22 protein-coding genes and 1 pseudogene are annotated in these 25,725 nt (G+C 51.9%); 14 read left to right on the forward strand and 9 right to left on the reverse strand.

Annotation, left to right across the window (positions count from 1 at the left end):
* Nucleotides 1-15: 15 nt before the first annotated feature.
* The 5 genes from G614_RS0124875 to nadA form a co-directional block, all read right to left on the reverse strand.
* A complete protein-coding gene (locus G614_RS0124875; RefSeq protein WP_002583528.1) occupies nt 16-822 on the reverse strand; it encodes a metallophosphoesterase in 807 nt (268 codons plus the stop codon).
* Nucleotides 823-835: 13 nt separating this feature from the next.
* The gene (locus G614_RS0124880) at nt 836-1,384 is read right to left on the reverse strand and encodes a transcription repressor NadR (protein ID WP_027644025.1); all 549 of its coding nucleotides are present in this window, start codon (nt 1,382-1,384) and stop codon (nt 836-838) included.
* A gap of 33 nt (nt 1,385-1,417) precedes the next feature.
* A complete protein-coding gene (gene nadC, locus G614_RS0124885) occupies nt 1,418-2,275 on the reverse strand; it encodes a carboxylating nicotinate-nucleotide diphosphorylase (protein WP_027644026.1) in 858 nt (285 codons plus the stop codon).
* Nucleotides 2,244-3,461, reverse strand: a complete 1,218-nt coding sequence (locus G614_RS0124890; RefSeq protein WP_022201148.1) for an L-aspartate oxidase — start codon at nt 3,459-3,461, stop codon at nt 2,244-2,246. Before G614_RS0124890 ends, nadC begins: the two co-directional genes overlap by 32 nt.
* Before the next feature lie 65 nt (nt 3,462-3,526).
* Complete coding sequence (gene nadA, locus G614_RS0124895) at nt 3,527-4,432, reverse strand: quinolinate synthase NadA (RefSeq protein WP_027644027.1); 906 nt, start codon at nt 4,430-4,432, stop codon at nt 3,527-3,529.
* Between the two features lie 262 nt (nt 4,433-4,694).
* Between nadA and G614_RS0124900 the strand changes: the two genes are divergently transcribed.
* The 5 genes from G614_RS0124900 (at nt 4,695) to G614_RS0124920 (ending at nt 11,054) form a co-directional block, all read left to right on the forward strand.
* The gene (locus tag G614_RS0124900; RefSeq protein ID WP_027644028.1) at nt 4,695-6,437 is read left to right on the forward strand and encodes a hypothetical protein; all 1,743 of its coding nucleotides are present in this window, start codon (nt 4,695-4,697) and stop codon (nt 6,435-6,437) included.
* A gap of 22 nt (nt 6,438-6,459) precedes the next feature.
* Complete coding sequence (locus G614_RS31620) at nt 6,460-6,618, forward strand: hypothetical protein (protein WP_155245159.1); 159 nt, start codon at nt 6,460-6,462, stop codon at nt 6,616-6,618.
* Between the two features lie 214 nt (nt 6,619-6,832).
* On the forward strand, nt 6,833-9,055 hold the full coding sequence (locus G614_RS0124910; RefSeq protein ID WP_027644029.1) for a penicillin-binding transpeptidase domain-containing protein: 2,223 nt from the start codon (nt 6,833-6,835) through the stop codon (nt 9,053-9,055).
* Between the two features lie 83 nt (nt 9,056-9,138).
* Nucleotides 9,139-10,152 carry a class I SAM-dependent methyltransferase gene (locus G614_RS0124915; protein WP_027644030.1) on the forward strand — a complete coding sequence of 338 codons (1,014 nt, stop codon included), beginning with the start codon at nt 9,139-9,141 and terminating at the stop codon, nt 10,150-10,152.
* 131 nt (nt 10,153-10,283) lie between these two features.
* Nucleotides 10,284-11,054, forward strand: coding sequence for an SseB family protein (locus tag G614_RS0124920; RefSeq protein WP_022201153.1), 771 nt, complete (start codon nt 10,284-10,286; stop codon nt 11,052-11,054).
* A 46-nt stretch (nt 11,055-11,100) separates the two neighbouring features.
* Here G614_RS0124920 and G614_RS0124925 read toward each other — a convergent pair whose 3' ends face one another.
* Complete coding sequence (locus G614_RS0124925) at nt 11,101-11,553, reverse strand: helix-turn-helix domain-containing protein (RefSeq protein WP_022201154.1); 453 nt, start codon at nt 11,551-11,553, stop codon at nt 11,101-11,103.
* A 388-nt stretch (nt 11,554-11,941) separates the two neighbouring features.
* Between G614_RS0124925 and G614_RS0124930 the strand changes: the two genes are divergently transcribed.
* Nucleotides 11,942-13,000: a polysaccharide deacetylase family protein gene (locus G614_RS0124930; protein ID WP_027644031.1), complete on the forward strand. Its 1,059-nt coding sequence runs from the start codon at nt 11,942-11,944 to the stop codon at nt 12,998-13,000.
* A 23-nt stretch (nt 13,001-13,023) separates the two neighbouring features.
* On the opposite strand, the gene G614_RS0124935 is transcribed toward G614_RS0124930, so the two are convergent.
* Nucleotides 13,024-14,568, reverse strand: a complete 1,545-nt coding sequence (locus G614_RS0124935) for a DEAD/DEAH box helicase (RefSeq protein WP_027644032.1) — start codon at nt 14,566-14,568, stop codon at nt 13,024-13,026.
* A 181-nt stretch (nt 14,569-14,749) separates the two neighbouring features.
* Here G614_RS0124935 and G614_RS0124940 point away from each other — a divergent pair, with 181 nt between their 5' ends.
* The 8 genes and pseudogenes from G614_RS0124940 (at nt 14,750) to G614_RS29045 (ending at nt 24,121) form a co-directional block, all read left to right on the forward strand.
* A complete protein-coding gene (locus G614_RS0124940; protein WP_022202497.1) occupies nt 14,750-15,517 on the forward strand; it encodes a hypothetical protein in 768 nt (255 codons plus the stop codon).
* A 33-nt stretch (nt 15,518-15,550) separates the two neighbouring features.
* Nucleotides 15,551-16,816: a BREX system ATP-binding domain-containing protein gene (locus G614_RS0124945; RefSeq protein ID WP_027644033.1), complete on the forward strand. Its 1,266-nt coding sequence runs from the start codon at nt 15,551-15,553 to the stop codon at nt 16,814-16,816.
* On the forward strand, nt 16,809-18,008 hold the full coding sequence (locus G614_RS0124950) for a BREX system ATP-binding domain-containing protein (RefSeq protein WP_022202499.1): 1,200 nt from the start codon (nt 16,809-16,811) through the stop codon (nt 18,006-18,008). The genes G614_RS0124945 and G614_RS0124950 overlap by 8 nt, the downstream gene beginning before the upstream one ends.
* Nucleotides 18,009-18,244: 236 nt before the next feature.
* Nucleotides 18,245-19,592: pseudogene (locus G614_RS29035) on the forward strand (alpha-galactosidase); the annotation flags it as partial.
* On the forward strand, nt 19,589-20,227 hold the full coding sequence (locus tag G614_RS0124960; RefSeq protein WP_022202501.1) for a YczE/YyaS/YitT family protein: 639 nt from the start codon (nt 19,589-19,591) through the stop codon (nt 20,225-20,227). The pseudogene G614_RS29035 and the gene G614_RS0124960, both read left to right, overlap by 4 nt.
* Nucleotides 20,228-20,699: 472 nt before the next feature.
* Nucleotides 20,700-21,578 carry a hypothetical protein gene (locus tag G614_RS34080; RefSeq protein ID WP_330367108.1) on the forward strand — a complete coding sequence of 293 codons (879 nt, stop codon included), beginning with the start codon at nt 20,700-20,702 and terminating at the stop codon, nt 21,576-21,578.
* A gap of 49 nt (nt 21,579-21,627) precedes the next feature.
* Nucleotides 21,628-22,056: a hypothetical protein gene (locus G614_RS34085; protein WP_330367118.1), complete on the forward strand. Its 429-nt coding sequence runs from the start codon at nt 21,628-21,630 to the stop codon at nt 22,054-22,056.
* Nucleotides 22,057-22,060: 4 nt separating this feature from the next.
* The gene (locus G614_RS29045) at nt 22,061-24,121 is read left to right on the forward strand and encodes a glucose PTS transporter subunit IIA (RefSeq protein ID WP_080664620.1); all 2,061 of its coding nucleotides are present in this window, start codon (nt 22,061-22,063) and stop codon (nt 24,119-24,121) included.
* On the opposite strand, the gene G614_RS0124975 is transcribed toward G614_RS29045, so the two are convergent.
* Nucleotides 24,078-24,920, reverse strand: a complete 843-nt coding sequence (locus G614_RS0124975) for a MurR/RpiR family transcriptional regulator (protein WP_027644035.1) — start codon at nt 24,918-24,920, stop codon at nt 24,078-24,080. The two genes, G614_RS29045 and G614_RS0124975, sit on opposite strands and share 44 nt — an antisense overlap.
* Nucleotides 24,904-25,725: a MurR/RpiR family transcriptional regulator gene (locus tag G614_RS29050; RefSeq protein WP_044918926.1), complete on the reverse strand. Its 822-nt coding sequence runs from the start codon at nt 25,723-25,725 to the stop codon at nt 24,904-24,906. Before G614_RS29050 ends, G614_RS0124975 begins: the two co-directional genes overlap by 17 nt.

Raw genomic sequence — 25,725 nt, forward strand, 5'->3', positions numbered from 1 at the left:
AGAGGATGGTACGCTCTATGAAATGGGGCTCAGGTCCACCAGCACCAATTCCGGAGGATTATAAATACGGGGAAGCCTGTTGATGCACAGTCCCCGGCTGACAATCAGGGAGGTGGTTCCCAGGGCATACTGTCCCCCTGCGTACCGGGGAAAGAAGCCCTGGTGAGGCGCCAGAAGCCCGCCAGAGCAGCCGGGCATACGGACCTGCCCTCCATGGGCATGGCCGGCCACAATCAGATCAAATCCGCTGTCCCTGTAATATTTGGTGAGCTCCGGCCGATGTGACAGCAGGATGGAGTAGACGGCGGGGGAGGTGCGGGAACAGCAGCGCCAGAACTGTTCCTTCCATCTGGAATCCAGTTTAATGGAGTGGTGGGAGTCTGTAAAGGCATGGGGGTCATCCACCCCGCCTATGATCAGGGGCTGCCCCTTGATTGTTGTACGGATGGTCTGGCCCCCAAGGACAGTAACCCCATATCCGGTGAACATTTTCTTGATGTCGGGTATCTGGTGAATCCAATGCTCATGGTTTCCCGTAACATAATAACAGGGGTATTGTCCCTTCAGGCCCTCTAAAAGCAGTAAAGTCCCCTTATGTGGGACTTTGTGGTCGGCAATATCGCCTGCCATGAGAACCAGGTCGGGCCTGTGACTTTGCAGGGCCTTAAGAATCGGCTCCTGTGCGCTGCCGTATATGGTGCTGTGCAGGTCTGTAATCAGCGCTGCCCGCAGGCGTTTTGTAAGCTTTTTTGAGTATTCCGTATAACGGTGTACTGTAAGGCCGCAGTAAAATGGGTTTACAGCATGTGTTTTTTTCTGCATATCAGGCTCCTGTTTACTCATTATCGGACATCTCATAGGGCAGCAGCTCTGCCAGATAGTGTTTTTTTCTCAGGGCTTCCTCTATCTCATCCAGTATCTCCTCCTGCTCGGCGCAGACATGGTGGAAGTGGTAGCCGGAGGTGACATTCATGAGAGGGGTGGATTTTCCGGTCTGTATATTGTTCATGAACAACTGCACGTCGCGGCGGTTCTTGATATTTAAGGGGGCTGACATTTTCCCGTATACCCGGTGATTGACCATGACATCCGCCACGGTTCCGCCCAGGTCCACGATGGTGACCAGTTCATCCTCGGTCTGCTCATTGGTGTGGCAGACCTTGAAGAGACGGGATGCGTGTTTGGATTCATTGAGGACATACCCGCGGGCGGTGGAGAGAATGGGATAGCCCATGGTGCGCAGGAGAGCAATATCCTGGACCACCACCTGGCGGCTGACGCCGGTTGCCCTGCCAAGGGCTCCTCCGGATAAAGGGGTGGAAGCCTGCCTCATCATATCCAGAAGCTTTCTGCGTCTCTGCGTTCCGTTCATTGCACATTCCATTTCTCATTCCCTCCTGCAAAACATAGTTACGGTTTAATCCGTCAACACCTTCAGGTGCTTCAGGCTGATATCCAGAATCGGGGCAGAGTGGGTCAGTGCGCCGCTGGATACATAATCCACACCCAGCTCTGCAATGGTCCGGATGTTTTCTTTTGTCATGTTGCCGGAACACTCGGTCTCGGCCCGGCCGTCAATATAGCGTATGGCTTCAGCCATCTGCTCCGGCGTCATGTTGTCCAGCATGATGATGTCGGCGCCAGCGTCCACTGCCTCCTTCACCATATCCAGGTTCTCTGTCTCAACTTCAATCCTGCGGACAAAGGGAGCGTATGCCTTTGCAGCGGTCACCGCCTCCCTGACGCCTCCGGCTGCATCGATGTGGTTATCCTTTAAGAGCACGCCGTCGGACAGGTTATAGCGGTGATTCTGCCCGCCTCCAATCCGCACCGCATATTTTTCAAAAATACGCATGCAGGGAGTGGTTTTCCGGGTGTCCAGAAGTCTTGTCCCGGTACCCTCAAGCATCCCCGCAACGGTATGTGTATAAGTGGCAATGCCGCTTAACCGCTGCAGATAATTCAGGGCCGTCCGTTCGCCGGACAGGAGGACGCGCACATCCCCTGTGACTGTAGCCAGATGCTGGCCTTTCTTTACTTCCTCCCCGTCCCTGACATCAAAGACAACCCTGGTTTCCGGGTCCAGAAGGGTAAATACGCGCTCAAAAATCTGTAATCCGGCAATGATGCCGTCCTCCCTGCAGATAAGCTGTACCTCGCCTTTTTTGTATTCGGGCATGACTGAGTTGGTGGACACGTCCTCACTGCTGATGTCCTCCTCCAGGGCAAGACGTATGTATTTGTCAGCAACAAGCTGCATGGTAATTGGATTCATAATTAATTCTCCCTTTCTGGCTGTTCTCTATTCTTTTTGCGGCTTTCCCGGCAAACACCAGGCTCTCCAACAGGCTGTTGCTGGCCAGGCGGTTCTTTCCGTGAACCCCGTTGCAGCTGGTTTCACCCACTGCGTACAGATGCTCCATGGTGGTTCTGGAATCCAGGTCCACCCACACGCCGCCCATAAAATAATGCTGGGCAGGCACCACCGGGATGGGCTCCCTTGTGATGTCATAACCTTCCTCAAGGCAGGTTTCATATATATGTGGAAAATGTTCCCGTATGGTTTCACGGGGCATGGGCGCAAAGGACAGCCAAACATGCCTGCTTCCCTCTTTTTCCATCTCAGCTTCAATGGCCTGGGATACCGCGTCCCTGGGCAGCAGCTCATTGACAAAGCGTTCTCCTTTGCCGTTAAGGAGCACAGCTCCTTCGCCCCGGGCTGATTCCGAGATGAGAAAGGACCTGCCGGGCTTTTCCGTGTAAAGGCTGGTGGGATGTATCTGGACGTAATCCAGGTGCTCCAGTTTTACGCCATGCTTGCGGGCAACGGTCAGCGCGTCACCTGTAAGACAGGGAAAATTAGTGGAATGCTGGTAGAGTCCTCCGATGCCCCCGGTGGCCATGACCGTGTCCCGGGCGTGTATGGAGAGGGTACTGCCGTCCCCTGTCCTGGCCAGGATGCCGGCACAGGCTCCGTTTGCGGTCAGAATATCCGTCATGACAGTGTATTCCATGATATTCACATTGGGGAGCGCGGCTGTTTGTTCCTGGAGAACCGTGGTGATGGCTTTACCGGTGATGTCCTCATGAAAACAGATTCTGGGCCTGGAATGGGCGCCTTCCTTCGTATATTTTAAACTACCATCCGGGTTCTTGTCAAACCCTACTCCTAGCTCCAGAAGATGCCGGATGATGCCGGGGCTGGTGCGTATCATCAAATCCACGCTCTCCTTCCGGTTTTCATAATGACCGGCCCTCATGGTGTCCTCAAAGTATGACTCATAGTCGTCCTCGCCCCGGAGCACGCAGATGCCCCCCTGGGCCAGCATGGAATCACAGGTGTCCATATCCTCCTTGCATATCATCAGAACATGCAGGTCCTTTGGCAGATTCAGGGCAGTGTAAAGCCCTGCCGCCCCGCACCCCGCGATCACCACATCACAGTATATATGTTTTGTCATTTCCTAATGCCTCCTTATGAAATCGACTGTCTGAAATCGACCGCCTGAAATCTGCTTTCAGGCGGCTACCGGGCCAGATTAAGCATTTGCTCCAGAGCCCTGCCGGCCGACGGGACATAGGCTTTGGGTACGGATGCCTGATTCTGTCCTGTGCGCAGGACATGGATGATTTTGTCCAGTGTTATCTTTTTCATATCCCGGCAAATTGGTTCTGTATCAGGAAAATAAAAGTGTTTGCCCGGATTCTGCCGTTCCAGTTCATGGCGCACGCCGTTTTCCGTGCAGATGATGAATTCCCGGGAAGTGCTGCCGGCGGCGAATTTGAGAATTCCGGTGGTGGAACCGATATAATCAGCCAGCTCAAGTACCTGGGCATTGCATTCCGGGTGGGCCAGTACCTGGGCGTTTGGATGGATTTCCTTTAAGGCGGATACCTCCTTGGGAGACATCTGGTCGTGGACAGGGCAGCAGCCGTTTACCGGCATCACATGCTTTTCAGGCACCTGGCTGGCCACGTACCGTCCCAGGTTCTTATCCGGTATGAAAAGGATGTCCCGGTTTGGCAGGTTTCTTACAATCTGGACCGCATTGGCAGATGTGACGCACACATCGGACCAGGACTTGATTTCGGCAGTGGAATTGATGTAACAGACCACTGCAAGGTCAGGATATTCCCTTCTGTATTGTTCCACTTCCTCCTTTGTTACCATGTGGGCCATGGGACAGTCTGCCTGTGCGTCGGGCATCAGGACCACCTTGTCCGGACTCAGGAGCTTTCCGCTTTCTCCCATGAAGGAGACACCGCAGAACACCATGGTTCTGCGGTCAAGACCGGCCGCAACCTTGCTCAAATAGAAAGAATCTCCTATGTAATCCGCCACTTCCTGTACCTGGGGATCCACATAGTAATGGGCCAGGATGACCGCGTCCTGCTTTGCTTTTAACTGCTCTATTTCTTCCTGCTTTGTCATAATTTCCCCTGTTCTGCCGGCAGAGTGACACCGGCTTTTCATTTGGCTTTCTGTTTATGTCTGCAACAGTATAGCACATATATTTACATATGACAAGACACATTGGGCGTTAAATTTATCCCGGAATAAAGCGGTCCGCGTAATTGTAAGGATTATTAAAGAAAAGTTCAGCACTGAAAAAAGATGATATGGTAAAATTAGGATAGGAATTATGCCGGACGTTTTCTGACGCGGCGCAGCGTTCTAAACGAGGAGGATTAATATGAAAAAAATCCACGGAATATCAGCTTACAGAAAAAAACTCTGCAGAATACGAATTCACAGGATAACAGTCCCGGGACTTGCGGCATGTCTTTTGTTCATGGCTGTAAGTCTGGCGGCCTGCCAATCAGCGGCCAGCGGGACCGGGGAACAGAAGGAGAGCAGCGCGGATGTCCGGGGACAGGGCGGCACAGGACAGAAGGACAGGGAGAATGGTGCCCCGGAAGGAGAGAACGTCCAGGAAGCAGAGGAGTCTCAAAGGCAGAGGGACGCGCCGGGAACACCGGCTATGGGAGATGGACAGGAGACGGCTAAGGCGGAGAAGGGGGCAGACGGTCCGGGGACAGTGGACCGGTGGCAGATGGTTCCCGAATACGGCATATGTAAAAAGGGGGAACCGGCCCTGTATGTATTGGACATGGACGCAAGCCAGATGAAAACAGATGAGGATGGAGTCAGCGCCAGGCTTCTTTCTGCGGTGTATCAGGATAACGTGATCAGCGTCAGGGTGAAGCTGAGGGATGATACCGTGACCCTGATACCGGATGAGAAGGTAAAGGAGATTTTGAAACAGGAGGAGGAAAAACAGAAAAAACAGGAACAGGGGATTTACACAATTTGGGATGACAGCTATTTCTGTATTGACAGTGATAAAAACATTTACGGACACAGTGCGTTTCGGGACAGAATACGGGCGGAAAAGAAAGCGCAGAAGGAGGAAGGCGCAAGGGCGGTCACCTTTGACCGTATTAACGGCAAGGGAATGGCCGGACTGGGCTTTGCCCAGCAGCAAAACAGCATCTCTTACAAAGATAATGGAAAGGGCGGCTACTACATATCCGAAGTGTCGGAGAAAACCATAGGAAAGGGCCGGTTTACATTGGATGAGCCGGAGGGTGTCTATGAACTCTGGCTGGACGGCTTTAAAGAACCTATGAAAATCGTTTTTAAGAGGGCGCCTGCCTATGATTCGCTGGAGGATATAAAGGGAATGGTGGACCACGAAGGATTTTACGGGATGGCAGAGGAGAGAGTGGAGGAGGACGGTCTCAGGCTTACCACCTATACCTACTCACAGGATGGATACAGGATCGGATTCAGCCGCGGAAAACTGATGGCTACGCTGTCAGATGGAAGGACCACCGAACTGGTGCCTGTGCTGGGGGAACAGCTGACAACATCACTGGACCAGCTGTCCGGCATTCGGCCCAGAAGCATTCAGGAGACACTGTACAGGATACCAGAGGGAGCTGTGGTTACGGAAGCGTCCCTGCATGCGGAGAAACCCATCGTCATATCGCCGGAGCAGGGAACAGTGCTGGAGATACCTGTTTCCGGGGAGCGGCAGCCTCTGGATATGGTGGTGGAATTCAGGGACTGCAGGATATATCTGAACGGAGTCAGTCCCATGGATGAACTTTATCAATATGGCACGGATGAAAACGGAAACCCTCTTACCAAGCATATGGCCTACATCGATGCCAGGGCAGAGATGAGGGACGCGGATAAGAACCTGTACTACGTAAATGCGGTGCAGCCGGAGAAAGGCCAGGAGGACAGTTCCAAAGACCCCTTAAAAACCGTATACGCAATGGCGGATATGGCAGGGGCAGACAAATATAATGCGGGTGAGCTGGCCGGATTCAAGGCAGTATACCAGGAGGGGGAATCTGTAATCCGGCTGAAGCTTCAAAGCCCCTCCTATGGATGGAACCAGGAATTTGTACTGCCGGTACAGATGTGACCGGATAAAAGGAGAAGACTGTTTGCAGAATCATATCAGGAATATTATCCTGTCCTTAGGCACGGCCGCGGCCATGGCGGTCATCACAGGAACGGCCGGGTGCGGCCGGGTTCCCCATATAGCTCACGCTGACCGGACTGAGAACGCGTCTGCTGCTTTGCCGGACTGTTCCAGTGTGTAAAAACAGGGGAAGGGTGGAAGATAGACAGGACCCTGGACCTGAACATCCTGGGAGCCGGAGCAACGCAGGGAGACTATCCGGGTTTTCTTCTTTTTTTCTTAATTATTCGGTTGCGCTATTGATTTTGCCTGCTGCATGTGCAACAATTTATAGATGGATTCAGCCAAGGTATGTCTGGACCGGTATAATCATGGATATTTGAGAGGAATATAAAATGAGAAGCAGAAGAAAACGAAGAAGATCAAGGGCGGTTATTATCATTCCCCTGGTCTTGGTGTGTCTTGCGGCCGCTGCTGCGGGCATGGCATTTTTATGGTTTGCAAAGGGGCAGGCCGGTGTACGGCGGGCCACGCCGGATGAACGGTTCATGGAGTATATAGGATACCTGACTGAGGGAAATTACGAGGCCATGTACCGGATGCTGGATTCCGGAAGCCGTATGGACATCAGCCAGGAGGATTTTATCACCAGAAATAAGAATATATACGAGGGCATCGGCGCTTCCTCCATCCGGGTGGATATTACCGGAGTGGAGGAGAAGGAGGACCAGGGGATTCAGACGGTCAGCTATGAGACCAGCATGGAGAGCTCCGCAGGCCCCATCCATTTTTTGAACCGGGTGGATTTTAAGCTGGAGGCATCCTCTGAGGCAGCCGGGACAGAAGGCTATGAGAGTGAAGAGGCCGGAAAGAAAAAGAATGGAAAGAAAGACGAAGAATACAGGCTGATCTGGAACGACCGCGTCATATTTCCCAACCTGAGCTGGAACGACAAGGTAAGGGTCACCACGGATAAGGCCGTAAGGGGAAGCGTCCTGGACCGAAACGGTATTATGCTGGCCGGAAAGGGCAGCGCATCCATGGTGGGGCTTGTGCCGGGAAAGATGAGCCGGGAGGCGGATAAATATTCAGAGGACGACTTAAACCGGCTTTCAGAGCTTTTAGGCGTTTCTGCTGACAGCATCCGCAAAAAGCTGTCGGCTGGCTGGGTTAAGGATGATTCCCTTGTTCCCATTAAGACGCTAAAGAAGGTGGATGAGCTCAATCTCCAGTCCCAACTTCCGGAGGATGAGAATGTACAGAACAGGGCGCTTCAGGACGAACTTCTGACCATTCCGGGCGTCATGATCACAGATACGCCTGTCAGGTATTATCCCCTGGGCGAGAAAGCGGCCCATCTGGTGGGCTATGTACAGAATGTGACGGCAGAGGATCTTGAGGAGCACAAGGGGGAAGGATATCTGTCAGACAGCGTCATAGGCAGGAGCGGCATGGAAGGTCTGTTTGAGAAGGAGTTAAAGGGACAGAATGGCCGCATTATATCCATTGTCACGTCCCAGGGAGAAGAAAAGCAGGTTTTGGCAGCCATTCCCAGAATTGACGGCCAGGATATTACCCTCACCATAGACAGCAGCCTGCAGGAGATGGTGTATGATGCATTTGAGGACAGCAAAAGCTGTACAGTGGCCATGAATCCCTACACAGGAGAGGTTCTGGCTCTGGTGAACACCCCCAGCTATGATGACAATGACTTCATCCTGGGCATGTCGGAGGAAACCTGGGCCGGGCTGAATGAGGATGAGAGAAAGCCCATGCTAAACCGTTTCAGGCAGCGCTTTGCCCCCGGCTCCTCCTTTAAGCCCATCACAGGCGTCATCGGCCTTACCACAGGCGCCCTTACGCCGGATGAGAATTTCGGGGAGGACGCGGCAGGACTAAGCTGGCAGAAGGATGCGGGCTGGGGCGGATATTACGTTACCACCCTTCACGGCTACAGCCCGGTCAACCTTAAAAATGCCTATATTTACTCGGATAACATATACTTTGCAAGGGCAGCCCTGAAAATCGGCAAAGACGATTTTATGGAAGGGCTGGACCGGCTGGGATTTAACCAGAAGCTTCCCTTTGAAATCTCGGTGGCGGAATCCCAGTACTCCAATACGGACCAGATTGAAACGGAAATCCAGCTGGCGGACAGCGGATACGGTCAGGGCCAGGTGCTGGTAAATCCCGTCCATCTGGCATCCCTTTATACCATGTACCTCAACCGGGGAAAGGTCCTGAAGCCCTATCTTGTATACAAGGATACACCGGAGCCGGAGGTCTGGATTGAGGATGCCTGCACACCGGAAACAGCAGAGATCGTGGAGGACGGAATGAAGGCTGTAATCAGTTCGGAACACGGCACAGGACACGCTGCCATGCGTTCAGACATCACCCTGGCAGGAAAGACAGGAACAGCTGAGATAAAAGCATCCAAGGAAGATACAAGCGGCACGGAACTGGGATGGTTTGCCGTGTACACGGCTGATGCGGATATGCAGAAGCCGGTTCTTATGGTCAGTATGGTGGAGGATGTGAAAAACGCCGGAGGAAGCGGCCTGGTGGTCAGAAAGTCCAGGGATGTGCTGGGAGCCTATATACCGTCAGGACAGTAGGACAATCCGGAGATATAAACATATACTATTAGTGAGGAGGTAATAAACGGAAACTGTGTATGGGGGGATTGGAGGGGAAATCAATGCCTATGGATTCATTTTCATCAGAGGGGATTTTACGGAGGCTCATCAGGCTTCCCTATCTCCCGCTGTATGTCGGTGTACTGAATGCGGCGGTGGAACTGGATGTCTTTTCGGGCCTTACCCAGCGTAAGAGCGTCAGGGAGCTTTCAGAGGAGAGAGGGTGGAATGAAGATAACACGCGGTATTTCCTGGACGCCCTTTACTGTCTGGGATTTATCTGGAAAAGGGATGGGATGTACTGTAACTGCAGGGAAACGGACCGCTACCTTGTAAAAGGCAGGCCGGAATACATCGGCGGCCATCTGGCCTTTAACTGCGCAGAGGAGTGCATGGGATGCAGGGATATTAAGAGGCTGGTTGAAGACGGCCCCGGCGGGGGCCATGGACTGGGAGGGCAGCTGACCTTTGAGCAGTACGTACAGAACATGCGGGAGTCTCAAATGGGCTTCCGCCAGACTGAGATACAGAGAATGGTAAGAGAACTTCCGGAATATCCGGTAATCAGGAAAATTCTGGATTTAGGCTGCGCAACGGGGCTGCTGGGCCTGGGAGTGATTGGGGAACGGGAGGATATATCCGGGATTCTCTATGACCGCCCTGCTATGGAACCGGCAATCCGGGAGTCCATCCGTCTCACCGGCCTGGAAGGGCGGGCGGTTCCTATGACAGGGGATTACCTGGCGGATGATATAGGGGAGGGCTATGACCTGATTATGGCCATAGCCACCTTAAGCTTCGTGGAACAGGAGCTGGCCAGCCTTATGAAGAAGCTTTATAAGGCCATGAATCCGGGCGGCGTGCTGCTTTGCTATTCAGAGGGAATCGAACGGGATGGCTCGGGCCCGTGGGACATGATGCTGGGCTGGCTTCCGTACAACATGCAGGGCTATGACCTTGGATTGAAAAAGAATGAAATAGCAGAGGCTGCCATGGTAGCCGGCTTCAGGAGCGCTGAGAAACGGACCGGGATCTATTCCACGGGCAATGTGGATGTGGATATATTCAGAAAATAACTTGGTAAAAAGCCGTAGCCCGGACAGCGAAGCAGGGAGGTCTCGCTTGGCAATGGGTTTATGATATGGTAAAATAATAAAGCTGTGTATCATTTGAAAAGAGGGAAAAACCATAAAGGAGAAACAAACAAATGAAACCGAATGAAACTACAGGAAAACAGGAAATCATGTACCGTCTTAAGAACGCAGGGGAGCTTTACGTTCTGCTTTCCATGTGTACGGGAGAGCCCTATGTGGTCTGCGACCAGGAAACCTATGATGACGAAATCATTGTTTTCTTTGACGGTCAGGCAGCCATAAAGGAGTCAAAAGAACAGACCGAGGCAGGAATACCTGTCAGGCCCATGAAGCTGGAGAACAGGCAGTTCCTGATGTTCTACACCAGCCTTTATACTCTTGGGGTCAATGCGCTGCTGGTAAAAGACGGCGGGAGAGACTGCCTGATTCAGCTGCAGGACTTTGTGAAGCGCAATAATCAGCAGGGACAGGAGTCGGGGGAGAAGATATGGGTGGAGAATCCGTCCCTTCATCTGACCATGCTGTATTACATGCAGGAACTGAGAAGGAAACCGGGGCAGGAGAACCTGCCGCAGATTAAGGAATGGCAGGATGAGATTTCCAATGATTTCGGCAAGGGCAGTTTCATTGTTCCTGTGGAGAAGGAGGGTAAGGGGCTGGCAGCTGTAAAGGTGAACGAACAGTTATTCCAGGCCATCTTTACAGACATATTAGAGTTCCAGAGGTTTAACCGGGAGGGAAAACTGCGCCCCCTTGTGGTGACGGCTGACAAGATACCACAAATCATGACAGAAGAGGCAAAGGGCGTGATCCTCAATCCCATGGGAGTCAGGATGCCTCTGCAGATTAAGAGAACGGCCGGCCAGACGAAACAGAATGCTTAAAATGTGAGAAAAAGGCTGCGATGAGGCAAAACTCACCGCAGCTTGGCTACGTTTTAAGCTCAAGGGAAAGTTGGCCGAAATCATCGGGTTTGTCTTTTTGTTTGTCAAGTGACGTCACTTTTTTTGATATTTCGTTTTGGGTTTTGTTGTATTCTTCCTTGGCCCGTTTAAGGATGGCTGCCTGGCCTTCGCGGTATGTATTCTGGAACCAGTAAATGAGCAGGGATTCGTCTGAAGTCAGAAGCTTGGTGACAGATGCTCCTGCTTCATCCGGGCGAAGCGCAGCAGCAAGGGGCGTTTCCAACGGAATGTCGAAAATGGAATGGACGGAAGTGCCAAGTGCCTTTGAAATGGACTCCATGTGCACCATCTTATCCTTCTGGTTTTCCCCGTTTATAATTCTTTTCAAGGTGCTGGCAGGTATGTGTGTCTCCTTTGATAAGGTTGCCTGGGTCATACCCTTTAAATTCATAAGTGCAATCAGTTTCTCGTTTCTCACAGTAAGTCCCCGTTTCCTGGTAATCCCATATTTTATCTATATCAAACCCCGATATAAACCATCAAATTCCTTTCATGGATAATTCTACCATATAAATTAAAATTCTTCAAGAAACGGCATTGATTTGAGGACATTTTTTCTCATGATATTTTTTCTCATATTCATTTTAGGAGATTTTGTACGGTACTATTTTTTCTCACGTCATTTCGCGCAGTTGTGACGGCTGATATCTTTTTGATAGTGGTATCTATTCCTATACGTTTATTGAGTTATTGTGACATATTCTTTCAATTTCTTTAAATCCATGGACAGCACTACTTAATTTGTTTACAATAAACAGGCTGGTCAAAGGCTGGCTGCATTTAAAATACACAGGAGACCAGAATTTATGTCAAAGGATACCAAAATGAAGAAACGAATCAGTAAGACCAGACAGGCAAAGATGCGGGAGAAGGAATTAAAGTCTACCCTGAAGTTTGGTGTGAAGCTGGTTTTGATTCTGGCAGTTGTGATTGGGTGTGCACAGCTGTTTTTTTATGGAAAGAATGTGGTGGCGGGCAGGAGCAATGGTCCCGCTGTCCGGATAGCAGCAAAAAACAGCGAAGCAAGGAATAATCAGTCGGATTCAATCAAAACAGGAGAACAGGGAAATGTCTTGGGGCCGTCTCTGTCTGATTCTGAAAAAGGCCGGCAGCAGACACCGGAGACCATTGCGCCTTTTGCAGAATCCAGTGATGGGCCGGGAAACGTGGTGCAGGCCGCCCCGCCCTCCAGTGATGCGTCCTTAGACCCGGCAGGCGGCAAAAATGAGCTGTTCCCTGTTTCCGGGCCTGCTGACGCCTCTAAGCCCATGATAGCATTTACCTTTGACGACGGCCCTTATTACAGCGTGGATATAAGAATCCTGGACACACTTCAGGCTTACGGGGGCAGGGCTACCTTTTTTATAGTAGGAAGCCGCGTCAATGACTACAAGGATACCCTTAAGAGAATCCGGGATTCCGGGTCCGAGATAGGAAACCATACATTCAACCATAAGAATCTGGAAAAGATTTCTCCGGAAGAAGTGGCTTCTCAGATTGAGATGACCAACGATGCGGTGGAGGCTGTAACAGGTTTTCGGCCAAAACTGGTGCGTGTCCCCTATGGCGCCTTTAAGAGCCAGGTGCCTGGTCTGGTATCCTACCCCATGATTCAGTGGAATATCGATACGCAGGACTGGTCCAGTAAGGACAAGGATGCCATTGCCGCATCTGTGCTCTCCCAGGCAAGGGATGGAAGTATTGTGCTGATGCACGACCTTTATCCAGCCACGGCCGAGGCCTTTGAGACGGTCATCCCCCTGCTGGCTGCCCAGGGATACCAGTTTGTTACGGTCAGCGAGATGTATGCGGCCAAAGGGGTGCCGTTGGAGGCAGGGCAGGTTTATTTTAGTATCCCTAATTAACAGGGCAGGCAAATATATTTAAGTTATCTGGCAATCTGCTTCATACAAATCCAGTAATTCCTTTCAGCGATTGTCTTTGACAACTGGATTTTTACAGTACAGTATGCCCTGCCCATGAGCCAGTCCGGCCCTACGATGCCGCGTTCAAAACAGCCTGCTGCCTCGGACAAAAGCGAGACGTCCGGTTTCGCCCGCCTGAATCGCTGCATGGCAGTTCGGACCTGCCTTTCGTAGGCAGGGTGTGAAAACGTATCATTTTCCCAATGGTAGGACAGCTCACAGACCGCGGATGTCTGGGATTCTACGGGAAAATAGGAGGCCTCCTCGGAGGACTCCGCAATATATAGATAGTATAGACTGGCAATCTCTTTCCCCTCGTGCCGCCGCAGGATACGGCCCAGGCGCTGAATCCGCTGCCGGTTGACCGACGCTGAGGACATGACGATTCCGACGCTGGCGGACGGCACATCAAAGCCCTCGTCCAGAGCGCGGCAGCTGATGAGAATACGCACTTCGCCGTCACGAAAACGTTCCAGAGCAAGCTTTCTTGCACTGGGATCCATAGCGGAATGGCAGCGCGCGGCCTGGTTGGGATAGAGACGGTCCAGCTTCTCATACAGGATATCGGCCTGCTTAATCCGCTCACCGAAAATAATAATCTTTGCGCTTTTATCTAAAAGTCCTATGAGCTTTATGACACACTGAAGACGGGACATGGCTTCGCTGGTAAGATTTTTGCGTTTGTGAGACGAGTTTAAGTATGACCGGGCTAAATATGCGTAGTCCCCTTTTTCATTAGCAATCTGGCAGAGCCTGCGGAAAAAGGCGGAGCGGTTCAGCCCTTTTAAGCTTGGGTAATGGGAGATTAGCTTAAGGAACATTTTCCTCATATTGCCGCTCAGCTCCTCATACTCCGCTTTTTCCTGAGGGGTAAAAGAAAGCGCGATATGAAAGGCGGCGTAAGGGCAAAGCGTCTCATCTTCTTCTGCCTCTTTAAGTCCATACCGGAAGATCTCCGGGCCCAGGGCGGGAATGAGAACGGACGCGTTTTCTGGCCGGTTTAGCCCGGGCGTGGCGGACAGCCCCAGAGATGCATACTGCTCAGGGCAATTTTTAGTAAAGGGAAGGAAGTCAAATATCTTTCGATTTTCGTCTCCGGTATAGCGGTGGCATTCATCTGCGATTAAAAAAACCGTGAATCCCTCTTCAAGATCCCTGACAATATGGCGGGCAAGAGAATAACGGGCGGAATTGATTACGTAAATCATAAACAGACGGTCCGGTGTGTCTCTTTGGCCGCTGTAATAGAAACCAATGTCCTGGCGGGATACGGTCCCGTCAAAAAAATTCCGTATGGCAGCACCCCACTGCGCCAGCAAAGATGCAGTGGGAACCACTATTTTAATCCTGAGATCAGACACGGCTGTCTGCTCTCTAAGCAGCTCTCCGGCGGCTAAGGCCAGATACGTCTTTCCCGCTCCTGTAACAACATTGACGATTCCATGGCAGTGCTTTTTCTTCCATTCTTTTAAGCACTTCTCCTGCCAGAGATATAACTGATATTCCATAAAAGCCTCCTGTAGGGCGGCTGCCGCTTTTGTTATTATGGCCGCATTATAAGTGCCTATAGTATACCATATCCAACCACAGCGGACATCACATTTCACATATAATATTGTAAAATTCGCATTTTTCTAGTATACTGGACTGAGAAAAACAACAGTCACACAGACGGTAAGGAAGGGACATATGAATTACGAAGAATTATACAGCGAATATCAGGTTTTAGAGAAAGAAATGAAGGACAAGATCAATGGGGTTCAGAAGCTTCATAAAATGATTGCCAAAGAAATGGAGAACGGGGATTTAAAGAGTTTTCGCCGCGACATCGCACTTCTGGAGTCAGCGGTGGCTGAGGAAGCCCGCGTTTTGAGCGCTATGAAGGAACTGGAAGCAGGCTTTAACTCCCGGGAATATTTTGGGGATGGTGAATTTGCAGCCCAGATGCTGGAGGCCTGCGGGGAACTGGGCGTGGATGTGAAAGGCGAGTTCCCTGTCTATGAGATGTTTCCCTATAGGGTGAAAATCGACGCGGAGAACCAGGATCTCTATCTGGACCGGAAGAAGGTACAGTGTATGCGTCCTAAGAGCTTTGCCAGGCAGGTAAAGGCCGGACAGGACAAGCTGATGAAGGCGTCCTTTAACGCCCTTACATTTGCCAATGAACTGGCTGATGTCTATGACCTGGCGCTTCTGAAATTGAAAAGGCAGCCCGAAGCTGATATTTACCTGACTAATTTGTATAAATTCCTGGCGCCTATGGGAAGATTCCGCAGAGACTATGACCAGCAGAGCTATGCCTTTGATTTAGCCAGACTTTACGGCTCCGGAATTAAGGAAATTAAAGACGGGCGGAGAATCCAGTTCGGCCCCAGCCGTGAGGGAAATAAAGCAATCCGAATTTTGGACAGCCAGGGACGGGAAGAGTACCTGTCAACGATCCGCTTTTTCCGGTAAAAGACGTTTTATTTTCAATAAGGAGAAAACCGTATGACGGACGAATACAGAATGACCGGATTAGAACCGGAAACTCCGGCTGACCGGCTTGGGTTTGAAAAGAAACGATTATCCGCGGGAGAGGCGCCGGATGATACCGAACTTCTTCGCCAGCTGTCAGCAGGCATGAATTTCATTACCGATTTTTGGCAGAAGCACTATCTTGAAGAGTATATACGGGAAGGCGGAAGCAAAATCAAGTTCGTAACCGGCAGGCCCGGAAGCGGGAAAAGCCACCTGCTTAAATATACAGCCATGACAGCCAGGGAGAAAGGTTACGTGACAGCGGGATTTTCCGCCCGTGATATCTGGATTCACGATTTTAAGGAGATTTACATTCAGGCGCTTTGCCAGACTGACATTCTGGACTGCTTAAGGCGCTGCGGCATACAGATTATTAAGAATCTGGGCTTTACCCCGGAGGAGATACCAAAAGGGCTGACCTTTATGGATTATTTGTCCCAGAACGATTTGGGGGACGCCATCACGCGCAGGGAGATCCGCCTTCAGCTTAAGTCCATGTTTTTGGAGAATCCATTGATCGATAATAATTTCGCGCTGGCCTGCAGTTTGCTGACCGGCGGGATTTTAGGCCATCCTTTTCTGGAAGACCAGAACCGGCAGATGCTGTTATCCTGGCTGGAGGGGGACAAAAGCTTAAAGCTTTCCTCCATACGGAGTCTCGGCCTTTCGCCTGTCCGCATTACAAAATACAACGCCAGGCACATGCTCCGGTCACTGGCCGAGGTAATCCGCATGGCGGGGTATTCAGGGCTGTTCATTACCGTGGATAATTTGGAGATTCTGTTGAGCCGTTCCAGCTTAGACCCTGTCCACTATACAAAGCTGAAACGGGAAGATACATATGAAAGCATCCGGCAGCTGATTGATGACATTGACAGCATGAAGAACATTATGTTTGTATTTGCCTTTGAACGGGAACTTCTGGATCATGACAGCGCCGGACTTAAATCTTATCAGGCGCTGTGGATGCGAATTCAGAATGAAGTGGTGGGCGAACATTTTAACCGATTTGCCGATATCGTGGATTTAGACCGCCTGGCGGCGGAGGTGTATACGCCGCAGATCCTGATGGAGATGTCAAGGAAGCTGGCCGACACCTACACGCGGCTTGGAGACACCGCCCGTCCCATCAGCCTGGAGACATGTAAGGCCCTGATAAGTCGGGCTAAGAACGGTAGTGTTTCCCTGCCGAGGCTGGTGAACATGGCAACGCTGGGAGGTGAAGATAATGTTTGATTTTGAAGCGCGGCATGTAATAGAGGCTCTGCGTTCAGGAATTCCATCCCGGGCGGTGGGGCAGTATTTCTCAGAAGCACGGCCTGGAATTATGAAGGAGATATCCGGCCATTTAGATGAGACCTGTGAGACGGGAAAATCCAAGGGAATGATAATAGCGGGTAAATATGGGGAGGGAAAGACCCATCTTTTAAACACTGTTTTCAGCATGGCCCATTCCAACAATATGGTGGTATCGTACCTCTCTCTGAGCAAGGAAACGCCCTTTGACAAATTATACCTGGTCTATCAGAAGCTGGTAAACAATACCTTTCTTCCAAAGCGTGTGCAGCCCGGTTTTACACAGATTTTAGAGAAGATGACTCCGGGAAGTCCGGCTGCTAATGAGCTTTTGCTCTATGCGGCCAAACATTTGGAGACAGACAAACTTTATTATCTGCTGCGGGCCTATTTAAACACAGAAGATCTGGATGAGAAGTTCATGCTTCAGGCGGACCTGGAAGGTGATTTTATAGCAAACGTGCTGCTCAAGCAGATATACAGGCGTATTTATAATGAGCGGGTGAAATATAATGTCAATTTCAGCAAAACAAAGCACTGTAGAGACTATTTTTCCTTTTTGAGCCGTCTTTTCCGTCTGATGGGATATAATGGCTGGGTCATTCTGATTGATGAGACGGAGCTGATCGGCCGCTTAAGCAAGAAAGCCCGGCTGAACGCGTATCGGAATATGGCCCAGTTCCTGCTCCCTGATGAGCGGCTGGAAGGAATCTATACCCTGTTCGCACTTGGCGCTTCCTATACGGAGGACGTCATAGAGACGAAGCATGATTATGAGAACCTGGAAGAAATTTATCCTGAGCAGCAGGAACCGGTTCGGACTGTCTTAAATCTGATTACCAGGGCCCAGCAGCTGGCCCCACTGACAGACAGTGAGATTCGGGAGGTCTTAAAAAAGATTCAGGTGTTCCACGGCCGGGCTTATGACTGGAATCCAAATATCTCCATGGGTACCATTCTGGCGGCCACTCAGTCAGGCGGTTATCTTCTGCGTACAAAACTGCGCGCCGCCATCGAGCTGTTAGATCAGCTGTACCAGTACGGAGAGGCGGGAAACACACGGATCAATGAGCTGGGTCAGGAAACCTTTGAGGAAGATGTGCCGTCTCTGGAGGAGTTTGACAGCCATTAGTTCAGAATATCCTGATTGCAGATATGCAGAACGGATACCTGGAGTTAAGAATAAGCGGTTGCAGGCTGAAAAAGGCGGCAGCCGCTTATTTTATATGTGAAGAAAGCTCCTTCACAAGAAGGAGATTCCCTGGTGCTTTATTTTAAAATAATCCCCTTTGAGTTCTGCTGTTTCCGATAGGAGCTGGGCGACATCTTCATCAGCCGCTTAAAGGCCTTTGAGAAGATGGCGGGACGGAGGCAGTGATTGTCTTCTCTGAAGACGGATTAAACGGAATGAGCCAGACCTTCCACAAGCTGTACCGTCAAAGGCTGGCAAGGGGATACTGGAGAGATCGGGAGCGCCCGATTCTAATCAACAACTGGGAGGCAACTTATTTTGACTTCAACGAGGATTCCATCGTGGAAATTGCAAAGACGGCGAAGAAGGCCGGTATTGAGATGTTTGTACTGGATGACGGCTGGTATGGGACGAGGAATGACGACAGGCAGGGCCTGGGAGACTGGTCTGCCAATCTAAATAAGCTGGAGCACGGAATAGCAGGTTTATCCAGACGAATCGAGGAAGAGTGCCAGATGAAATTTGGTCTCTGGTTCGAGCCGGAGATGGTCAATGAGAACAGCAATCTGTTCCGCAGCCACCCAGATTACCGGATTGAAACACCGGGCCGCAGGGTTTCCCATGGAAGATACCACAAGAAAAGAGGTGGTGGACTGCATCTACAGCCAGATGGAGAACCTTTTGGTGAATTCCAGGGTATCCTATATCAAATGGGATATGAACCGGAGCATCACTGAGTGCTTCAGCAGCGGCTGGCCGGCAGAGCAGCAGGGGGAAATTTTCCACCGGTATATCCTGGGTGTGTATGATTTGTATGACAGGCTTACAAAACGGTTTCCTGAAATCTTATTTGAGTCCTGTGCCAGTGGCGGCGGGAGATTTGACCCAGGCATGCTTTACTATGCGCCGCAGACCTGGACGAGCGATAACAGCGATGCCGTGGAGCGTATCCGGATTCAGTACGGAACCAGCATGGTGTATCCCTTAAGCAGCATGGGTGCCCATGTGTCTGTCACTCCGAACCACCAGATGTTCAGAAACACACCGTTGGCAACCAGGGCAAATGTGGCATATTTTGGTGTCTTTGGCTACGAATTAGACATTAATAAGCTGTCTGAAGAGGAACAGGAAGAAATCAAACAGCAGATTTCATTTGTAAAGAAGTACAGAAAGCTGATTTACCAGGGGACGTTCTACCGCCTGCTCAGTCTCTTTGAAGGAAACATGGCAGCATGGATGGTTGTCTCTGATGATAGGAAAGACGCAGTCATGGGTTATTATAAAATTTTAAATGACGTGATTTGTCCCTACAGAAGGTTAAAGCTCCGCGGTCTGGACGCCGGCATGGATTATGTGATAGAGGGAAGAAACGGCTCCTATTCAGGAAAAGAACTGATGAATGCAGGGCTAATCACCACCGATGCGTCTGCTGGTCAGGTGCTGGACGGCGGCGAGACGTGTACGGATTTCTGGTCTAAGATTTATGTGCTGCATGGAACAAAGAGGGAAGAACAAGTATTATGAATGTAGAAAAAAAGAGACGTTTGGCAGCCAGGACAGAAATGATGCTTATCGGAAACCTTCTGATGGGAACGGCGGTGGGTTTCCTCAGAATGTCCAGGTTCGGTACGGATCCTTTTACGTGCATGAATCTTGGCGTTAGCGGTACCCTGCGGATTCAATTCGGAACCTATCAGCTATTAGTGAACGTTCTTCTCTTCCTGCTGGTCCTTGTGAAGGCAAAAGACTGCATCGGGGCTGGGACGATTGTCAATATGGCCGGGATTGGTTATATAGCGGACATCATAGTTGTGATGCTTACAAAAGCGGTAGGAGATGTCGCCCTCCTGCCCATGGCGGTTCGCGTCATGATGATGGCTGGGGCAGTGGTGCTTTGCTCCTTCGCAGCGGCTATGTATATGGAGGCCAACATGGGAATCGCTGTCTATGACGCGCTGGCCGTTATCATAGAGAGAAAAACCGGCGGGAAAATCCCCTTTAAAATTGCCAGAGTTGCCACAGACTTTGTCTGCGTCATTGTGGGCTTCGCTTTTGGAAGTATTGTAGGGGCTGCCACCGTGATTACTGCCGCTTTTATGGGGCCGCTAATCCAATGGTTCCAGAAGAATTGGATAAAAAAGGTGATAGAGAAAGTTTAGATACGTATCCTCAATTAATCCGGCTTCGGAGCAGGAAAACTGTTCCCGGGTCGGATTTTTTCATGATAGAGGTGCGTTTTCCCAGCCAGGGGACACCCTTACAAATGCAGGCGCAGAACCCTTCGATTTCCCCGAAGTAACCACAATCGATATTACACGGAACATACCGGTCTTATTCCCCAGCAGTTCCAGACCGAGCAGGATATAGTCCGCCAGCAGCCGGTTGAATTCAGGTTTATTCGGGATCCCATAAGCAGTGCTCACTTCACGCAGGGGCTTTCGTTCAGGATGGTCAGCGCCTATTGAACATCAAAAGATATGCTGTGAAAAAAATTACTTATATAGTTATAAACAATAAAATGGGGGATTGATTTCAGAATATAAAGAAAATATTTACACACACCGCAGAATTCACTATAATGCAGGCATCACATGAAATCATGTAAAAATGAAAAGAGGAAGGGCACTATTTATGAAAGAATTCAATGTATGTATCGTCGGCGGCGGCAGCACCTATACCCTGGGATTTTTGAAATCCTTTGTCCGTCTGCGGGAGGAGTTCCCGCTGAAGAAGCTGGTACTGTTTGATATCGACCCGGAGCGCCAGGAGCCTATCGGCAAATACGGCGAGATCCTCTTCAGTGAGCGCTTCCCTGAGCTGGAGTTCTCCTACACCACCGACATCAACGAGGCGTACACCGGCATGGACTTCGTCTTTATGCAGATGCGGGCGGGCGGCCTGGACATGCGGGCCAAGGACGAGCACATCCCCTTGAGCATGGGCATGATCGGCCAGGAGACCTGCGGTGCCGGCGGCATGGCCTACGGCATGCGCTCCTGCGTGGACATGATCAAGGCTGTCCACGACATCCGCCGCCTGGCCCCCGCCGCCTGGATTCTCAACTACTCCAACCCCGCCGCCATTGTGGCCGAGGCTCTGCGCCGGGAGTTCCCCGGGGACAAGCGCCTGCTGAACATCTGCGACCAGCCCGAGAACGTGGTTCGCTCCTGCTCCCGCCTGCTGGGCTGCGACTGGGAGGACCTGGATCCCGTGTACTTCGGTCTGAACCACTACGGCTGGTTCACCAACATGTACGACATGAAAACCGGCAAGGATCTGATGCCCGAGATCCGCAGGCGCATCAAGGAGAACGGTTTCCTGCCCCAGGACGCCGAGCAGCGGGACCAGTCCTGGCTGGATACCTATGGCATGGTTCAGACCATTATGAACGACTTCCCCGACTTCCTGCCCAACACCTATGACCAGTACTACCTCTACCCCGAGTACAAGGCCAGCCACCTCAACCCCGACTACACCCGGGCCGACGAGGTGAAGGAGGGTCTTCACTGAGTGCAGGGAGGTCATTGCCGCCGGCAAGCTGGGCGACCGCTTCGACGCCATCTCCGACGCCCACGCCGAGATGATGATAAAGGTTGCCGAGTCTATCGCCTTCAACAAAAACGACCGCCATATTATTATCGTGGAGAACAACGGTGCCATCGCCAACATGCAGGATGACGCCATGGTGGAGGTGGCCTGCGAGCTGGGCGCCAACGGTCCCCGGCCCTTGGGCGTGGGCAATATCCCCCAGTTCCACCTGGGCCTGCTGGTGAATCAGGTCTCCGTAGAGAAGCTGCTGGTGGACGCCTTCTTCGAGCACTCCTATCAGAAGGCCCTGGAGGCATTTACCCTCAGCCGCCTGGTGGGCGACGCCAAGAAAGCCCGCAAGGTGCTGGACGCCCTCATTGAGGCCAACCAGGGCATGTGGCCTGAGCTGACTGATCCGAAGGGCAGAGCAAGAACAGAGAGAGTAAGAATCGGAGGTTAAAACGGTGCAAAAAAACAAGATTATGGACTTCTTCTCCGCATTGGGACGAAGCCTTCTGATGCCCATCGCCGCCCTGGCGGCTTGCGGCATCTTCCTGGGCCTCTCCTCCGCGCTGATGAAGGCCCAGGTACAGGAGGCCTTGCCCCTCCTGACCCAGACCCACATCCACTTCGTCATCTACGTCATCAACAAGGTCTCCGGCGTGGTTTTCACCCTGATCCCTGTCTTGTTTGCTATCTCCATCGCCTTCGGCATGGTGAAGGAGGAGAAGGAGATCGCCGCTTTTGCGGGCTTCATCGGGTACTATACCTTCCTGGTGGCCTCCGCCGCCATGATCAACAGCGGCTTCGCAGATTTAAGCGCTCTGAAAATTTCCAACATCCTGGGTGTGGAGACCATGGACATGGGCGCGGTGGCCGGTATTGTCATAGGCCTAGTGGCGGCAAAGCTCCACGACAAGTATCACAAGATCACCTTCCCCGTGGCCATCTCCTTCTATGGCGGCAAGCGGTTTGTGGCCCTGGCGGTCATGCTGGCCTCCACGGTGGTGGGCCTGGTGGCACCCTTCGTCTGGACCCCAGTGTCCCTGGCCATTAACAGCCTGGGCGGAATCATCCAGGCCTCGGGCATCCTCGGCGTATTCGGCTACGGCTTCCTGGAGCGGTTGCTGATCCCCACCGGCCTGCACCATGTGCTCAACGGGATTTTCCGCACCACCGCCATCGGCGGCGTATACGAGGGGGTGGAGGGCTGCCTGAACATCTTCCTCCAGTTTGTGGACAAGGTGCCTCTCTCCGAGCTGGATCCCTTCACCATCTTCCTGGGCCAGGGCAAGATGCCCATGATGATGTTCGGACTGCCGGCGGCGGCGCTGGCCATCTACCAGACCTCCCCGGAGGAGAAAAAGCCCAAGGTCAAAGCCCTGATGATTGCCGGCGTAGCAGCCAGCGTGGTGTCCGGCATCACCGAGCCTCTGGAGTTCTCCTTCATGTTCATTGCCCCCCAGCTCTTCCTGTTTCACGCGGTGATGGGAGGTCTGTCTTTCGCCCTCATGGCGGTGCTGAATGTCATCATCGGCAACACCGGCGGCGGCCTCATCGACTACCTGATCTGGGGCGTGTTCCAGCCCGGCTCCCACTGGTACTGGGTCATCGTGGTGGGCATCCCCTTCGCGCTCATCTATTACATCGTGTTCAAGCACTACCTGTCCAAGAAGAACATCTCCATCGACGTGGCGGAGGACGAGGAGGAAGAGGACGCCTCCCTCAGCATGGATGAGCAGCAGAAGGTCAAGGCCTACCAGATCATCGAGGGCCTGGGCGGCGTGGAGAACATTGCCGCGGCCAACAACTGCCTGACCCGCCTGCGCGTGGATCTGGTTGACCCGTCCAAGGTGCGGGAGGACATCCTGAAGAAAACAGGCGCGTCCGGCTTCATCCGCCCCAGCGAGAAGCACATCCAGGTGGTCTACGGCCCTAAGGTGGAAGCCATTGCCGCCAATGTGCGCGAGTGCTTGAAGGCCGGCCCGGCGGCGAAGGCGTTCATGGAGAAGATGCCTGCGGCGGCGGATGCCGCTCCCGCGAAGGCGTCAAAGAAGGCCCCGGCCCAGAAGCTGGAGCTGAAGGCCCCGGTGGGCGGCAAGGTGCTGCCCATGAGCGAGGCAAAGGACGAGAATTTCGCCAATCTGATCCTGGGTGACGGCGTGGTGATCTGCCCCGCGGAGAATGTGATCGTCGCCCCCTGCGACGGCGTGCTCACCCACTGCTCGGAGGACAACAAGCATGCCGTCGGCCTGCGCAGCGACAGCGGTCAGGAGGTCCTGATCCATGTGGGCGTGGATACGGTGGCCCTGAACGGCGAGGGCTTTGAGCAGCTCAAAGCCGAGGGCGAGAAAATCAAGCTGGGCGAACCGATCCTTCGTTTCTCCAGAAAGTTCATCGAGTCGAAGAAGCTCTGTTCGGATGTCATGGTCATCCTCATTGAGGACGAGGACCCGGTGGTGGCGGAGTACGTCACCGGCATCACGGCGGAAGCGGGCAGAACCACGGTGGCGAAAATCGGATAAAGCGGCAAACGGCGGACTCACGGTTCAGGAGTCCGCCGTTTCGGCTGTTTCGACTGGTTCCCGTTTTTTCTGCGCCGTCAGCTCGATGAGAATCTGGATTACGGTGAAAAATACGGGAATTGATATCCGTATGCTGGTATTCCTCGTTCAGATCGTTTGTACAGACCGTAATGGTACTGTAGGGGATCAGAGAAGATTCCCGGTTGCTGGTAAGCAGAACCGTAGTCAGCCCCCGCTTCTTTGCCACCTCAAAGGGCCGCAAATACCGCTCCCCGCGTCCTCTGGCGGTCATGACCAGGAGGACTGCGTTATCGTTCATGTTTTGAACCAATCCGTTGAGCTGGTTCTCCCATTCGATCAGAATAGAGGCATAATCCAAAGAATTGAGTACGATTTGCAGGTATCTGGCCGGGAGGGCGCTGAGATTGGTCCCGTAGATATACAGAGGCCGGTTGGAGGTCAGCAGCTCCGTGATTTCCTCCAGCTGCCGGATATTCAGGGCGGCAATGCTGTCTTGAAAGCGCGCCATGCTGCGGCTGATGTACTCATCAGCGTAGAAGGGCGCCATTTTGCCTGCGCGCAGCTCGCTGCGCAGCAGGTACTTAAAATCGTTGTAGCCGCTGAGCCCAAGCTTTTGACAGAAGCGGACAATCGTAGCATTAGAAGTGTATAACTGTGCGCAAAGATCGCTCAGCGTCATATGTATGACAGCAGAGGAATATTCCTCAAAATAAGATAAGATTATTTTTTCAGTTTCCGTTAGTGGGAGCTGATGGGCTTTTTCAAATAGTGAGAGCATCTCTCTGGTCCTCCTGATTGCCGCATACCGGAGTCTGATGGCGCAGATAACATTGGATAATGGTATTGATGACAAAAAAGATAGGAAGCCGGGATGTGAACTCCGCTCCCAGGTTTTCCCGTTGGTTGGTGAAAAAACGGAAGCTGACATCCGCCAAGTCCGCAACCTCGTTGCTGGTGTAGGGGGAGATGGAGAGAATCGGGATACCGCTGGCGTTGGCAATTTTTCCTAGACGGATAGTAGTGGGATACTTGCCTGAGGTACTGATGAGAATCAGGAGAGATTCCTGGGAGCAATTCCGCAGGATATGCTCAAACATCTTTACGGATTCGATAAAATAGACCTCCTGCCGCCCGATGGACAGCAGCAGTTTTTCAAAATATTCCACCGCCACAGAAGTTAGTCCTCCCGGCGACCAGAGGTAGATGGGACAGCCGCTCTCTAAGTATCGGAACGTCTGATTGAGCTGTTCTTCCTGTATCAGCTTGGATGTAGCCTGGATGTTGGAGCTGAGGGTGTCAATCATCATCCCGGTACTGAAATTCCGGCTGCTGTGGGAGGAAATGTCTTCTCCTTTCCGCCGCTGTTCTGCCCGCAGTGCATATTTGAATTCCGAAAAGCCGGAGTAGCCCAGCTTTTTGCAGAAACGCAGAACCGTGGCGGGTGAGTAGGAGACGCGATTCGACAAATCCTGGATGCTCAGCTCCATAAGCTCATCCGTGTTCTCATAGGCATATTTCAGAATATTCAGTTCCGGACGGCTCAGGCTTTTGATGATTTGATCATTCAAATGCAGAGTAATCAT

It is taken from the genome of [Clostridium] clostridioforme AGR2157 (assembly GCF_000424325.1).
Taxonomy (GTDB): Bacteria; Bacillota; Clostridia; order Lachnospirales; family Lachnospiraceae; genus Enterocloster; species Enterocloster clostridioformis_A.

Coding starts and splice junctions, on each gene's coding strand:
- G614_RS0124900 (WP_027644028.1), top strand. CDS start 4,695: ATGAAAAAAATCCACGGAATATCAGCTTACAGAAAAAAACTCTGCAGA.
- G614_RS0124920 (WP_022201153.1), top strand. CDS start 10,284: ATGAAACCGAATGAAACTACAGGAAAACAGGAAATCATGTACCGTCTT.
- G614_RS0124930 (WP_027644031.1), top strand. CDS start 11,942: ATGTCAAAGGATACCAAAATGAAGAAACGAATCAGTAAGACCAGACAG.
- G614_RS29050 (WP_044918926.1), bottom strand. CDS start 25,725: ATGATTACTCTGCATTTGAATGATCAAATCATCAAAAGCCTGAGCCGT.
- nadA (WP_027644027.1), bottom strand. CDS start 4,432: ATGACAAAGCAGGAAGAAATAGAGCAGTTAAAAGCAAAGCAGGACGCG.
- G614_RS0124910 (WP_027644029.1), top strand. CDS start 6,833: ATGAGAAGCAGAAGAAAACGAAGAAGATCAAGGGCGGTTATTATCATT.
- G614_RS0124940 (WP_022202497.1), top strand. CDS start 14,750: ATGAATTACGAAGAATTATACAGCGAATATCAGGTTTTAGAGAAAGAA.
- G614_RS0124915 (WP_027644030.1), top strand. CDS start 9,139: ATGCCTATGGATTCATTTTCATCAGAGGGGATTTTACGGAGGCTCATC.
- G614_RS0124935 (WP_027644032.1), bottom strand. CDS start 14,568: ATGGAATATCAGTTATATCTCTGGCAGGAGAAGTGCTTAAAAGAATGG.
- G614_RS0124875 (WP_002583528.1), bottom strand. CDS start 822: ATGCAGAAAAAAACACATGCTGTAAACCCATTTTACTGCGGCCTTACA.
- G614_RS34080 (WP_330367108.1), top strand. CDS start 20,700: ATGAAAGAATTCAATGTATGTATCGTCGGCGGCGGCAGCACCTATACC.
- G614_RS0124950 (WP_022202499.1), top strand. CDS start 16,809: ATGTTTGATTTTGAAGCGCGGCATGTAATAGAGGCTCTGCGTTCAGGA.
- G614_RS0124975 (WP_027644035.1), bottom strand. CDS start 24,920: ATGCTCTCACTATTTGAAAAAGCCCATCAGCTCCCACTAACGGAAACT.
- nadC (WP_027644026.1), bottom strand. CDS start 2,275: ATGAATCCAATTACCATGCAGCTTGTTGCTGACAAATACATACGTCTT.
- G614_RS0124890 (WP_022201148.1), bottom strand. CDS start 3,461: ATGACAAAACATATATACTGTGATGTGGTGATCGCGGGGTGCGGGGCG.
- G614_RS0124880 (WP_027644025.1), bottom strand. CDS start 1,384: ATGGAATGTGCAATGAACGGAACGCAGAGACGCAGAAAGCTTCTGGAT.
- G614_RS0124945 (WP_027644033.1), top strand. CDS start 15,551: ATGACGGACGAATACAGAATGACCGGATTAGAACCGGAAACTCCGGCT.
- G614_RS0124960 (WP_022202501.1), top strand. CDS start 19,589: ATGAATGTAGAAAAAAAGAGACGTTTGGCAGCCAGGACAGAAATGATG.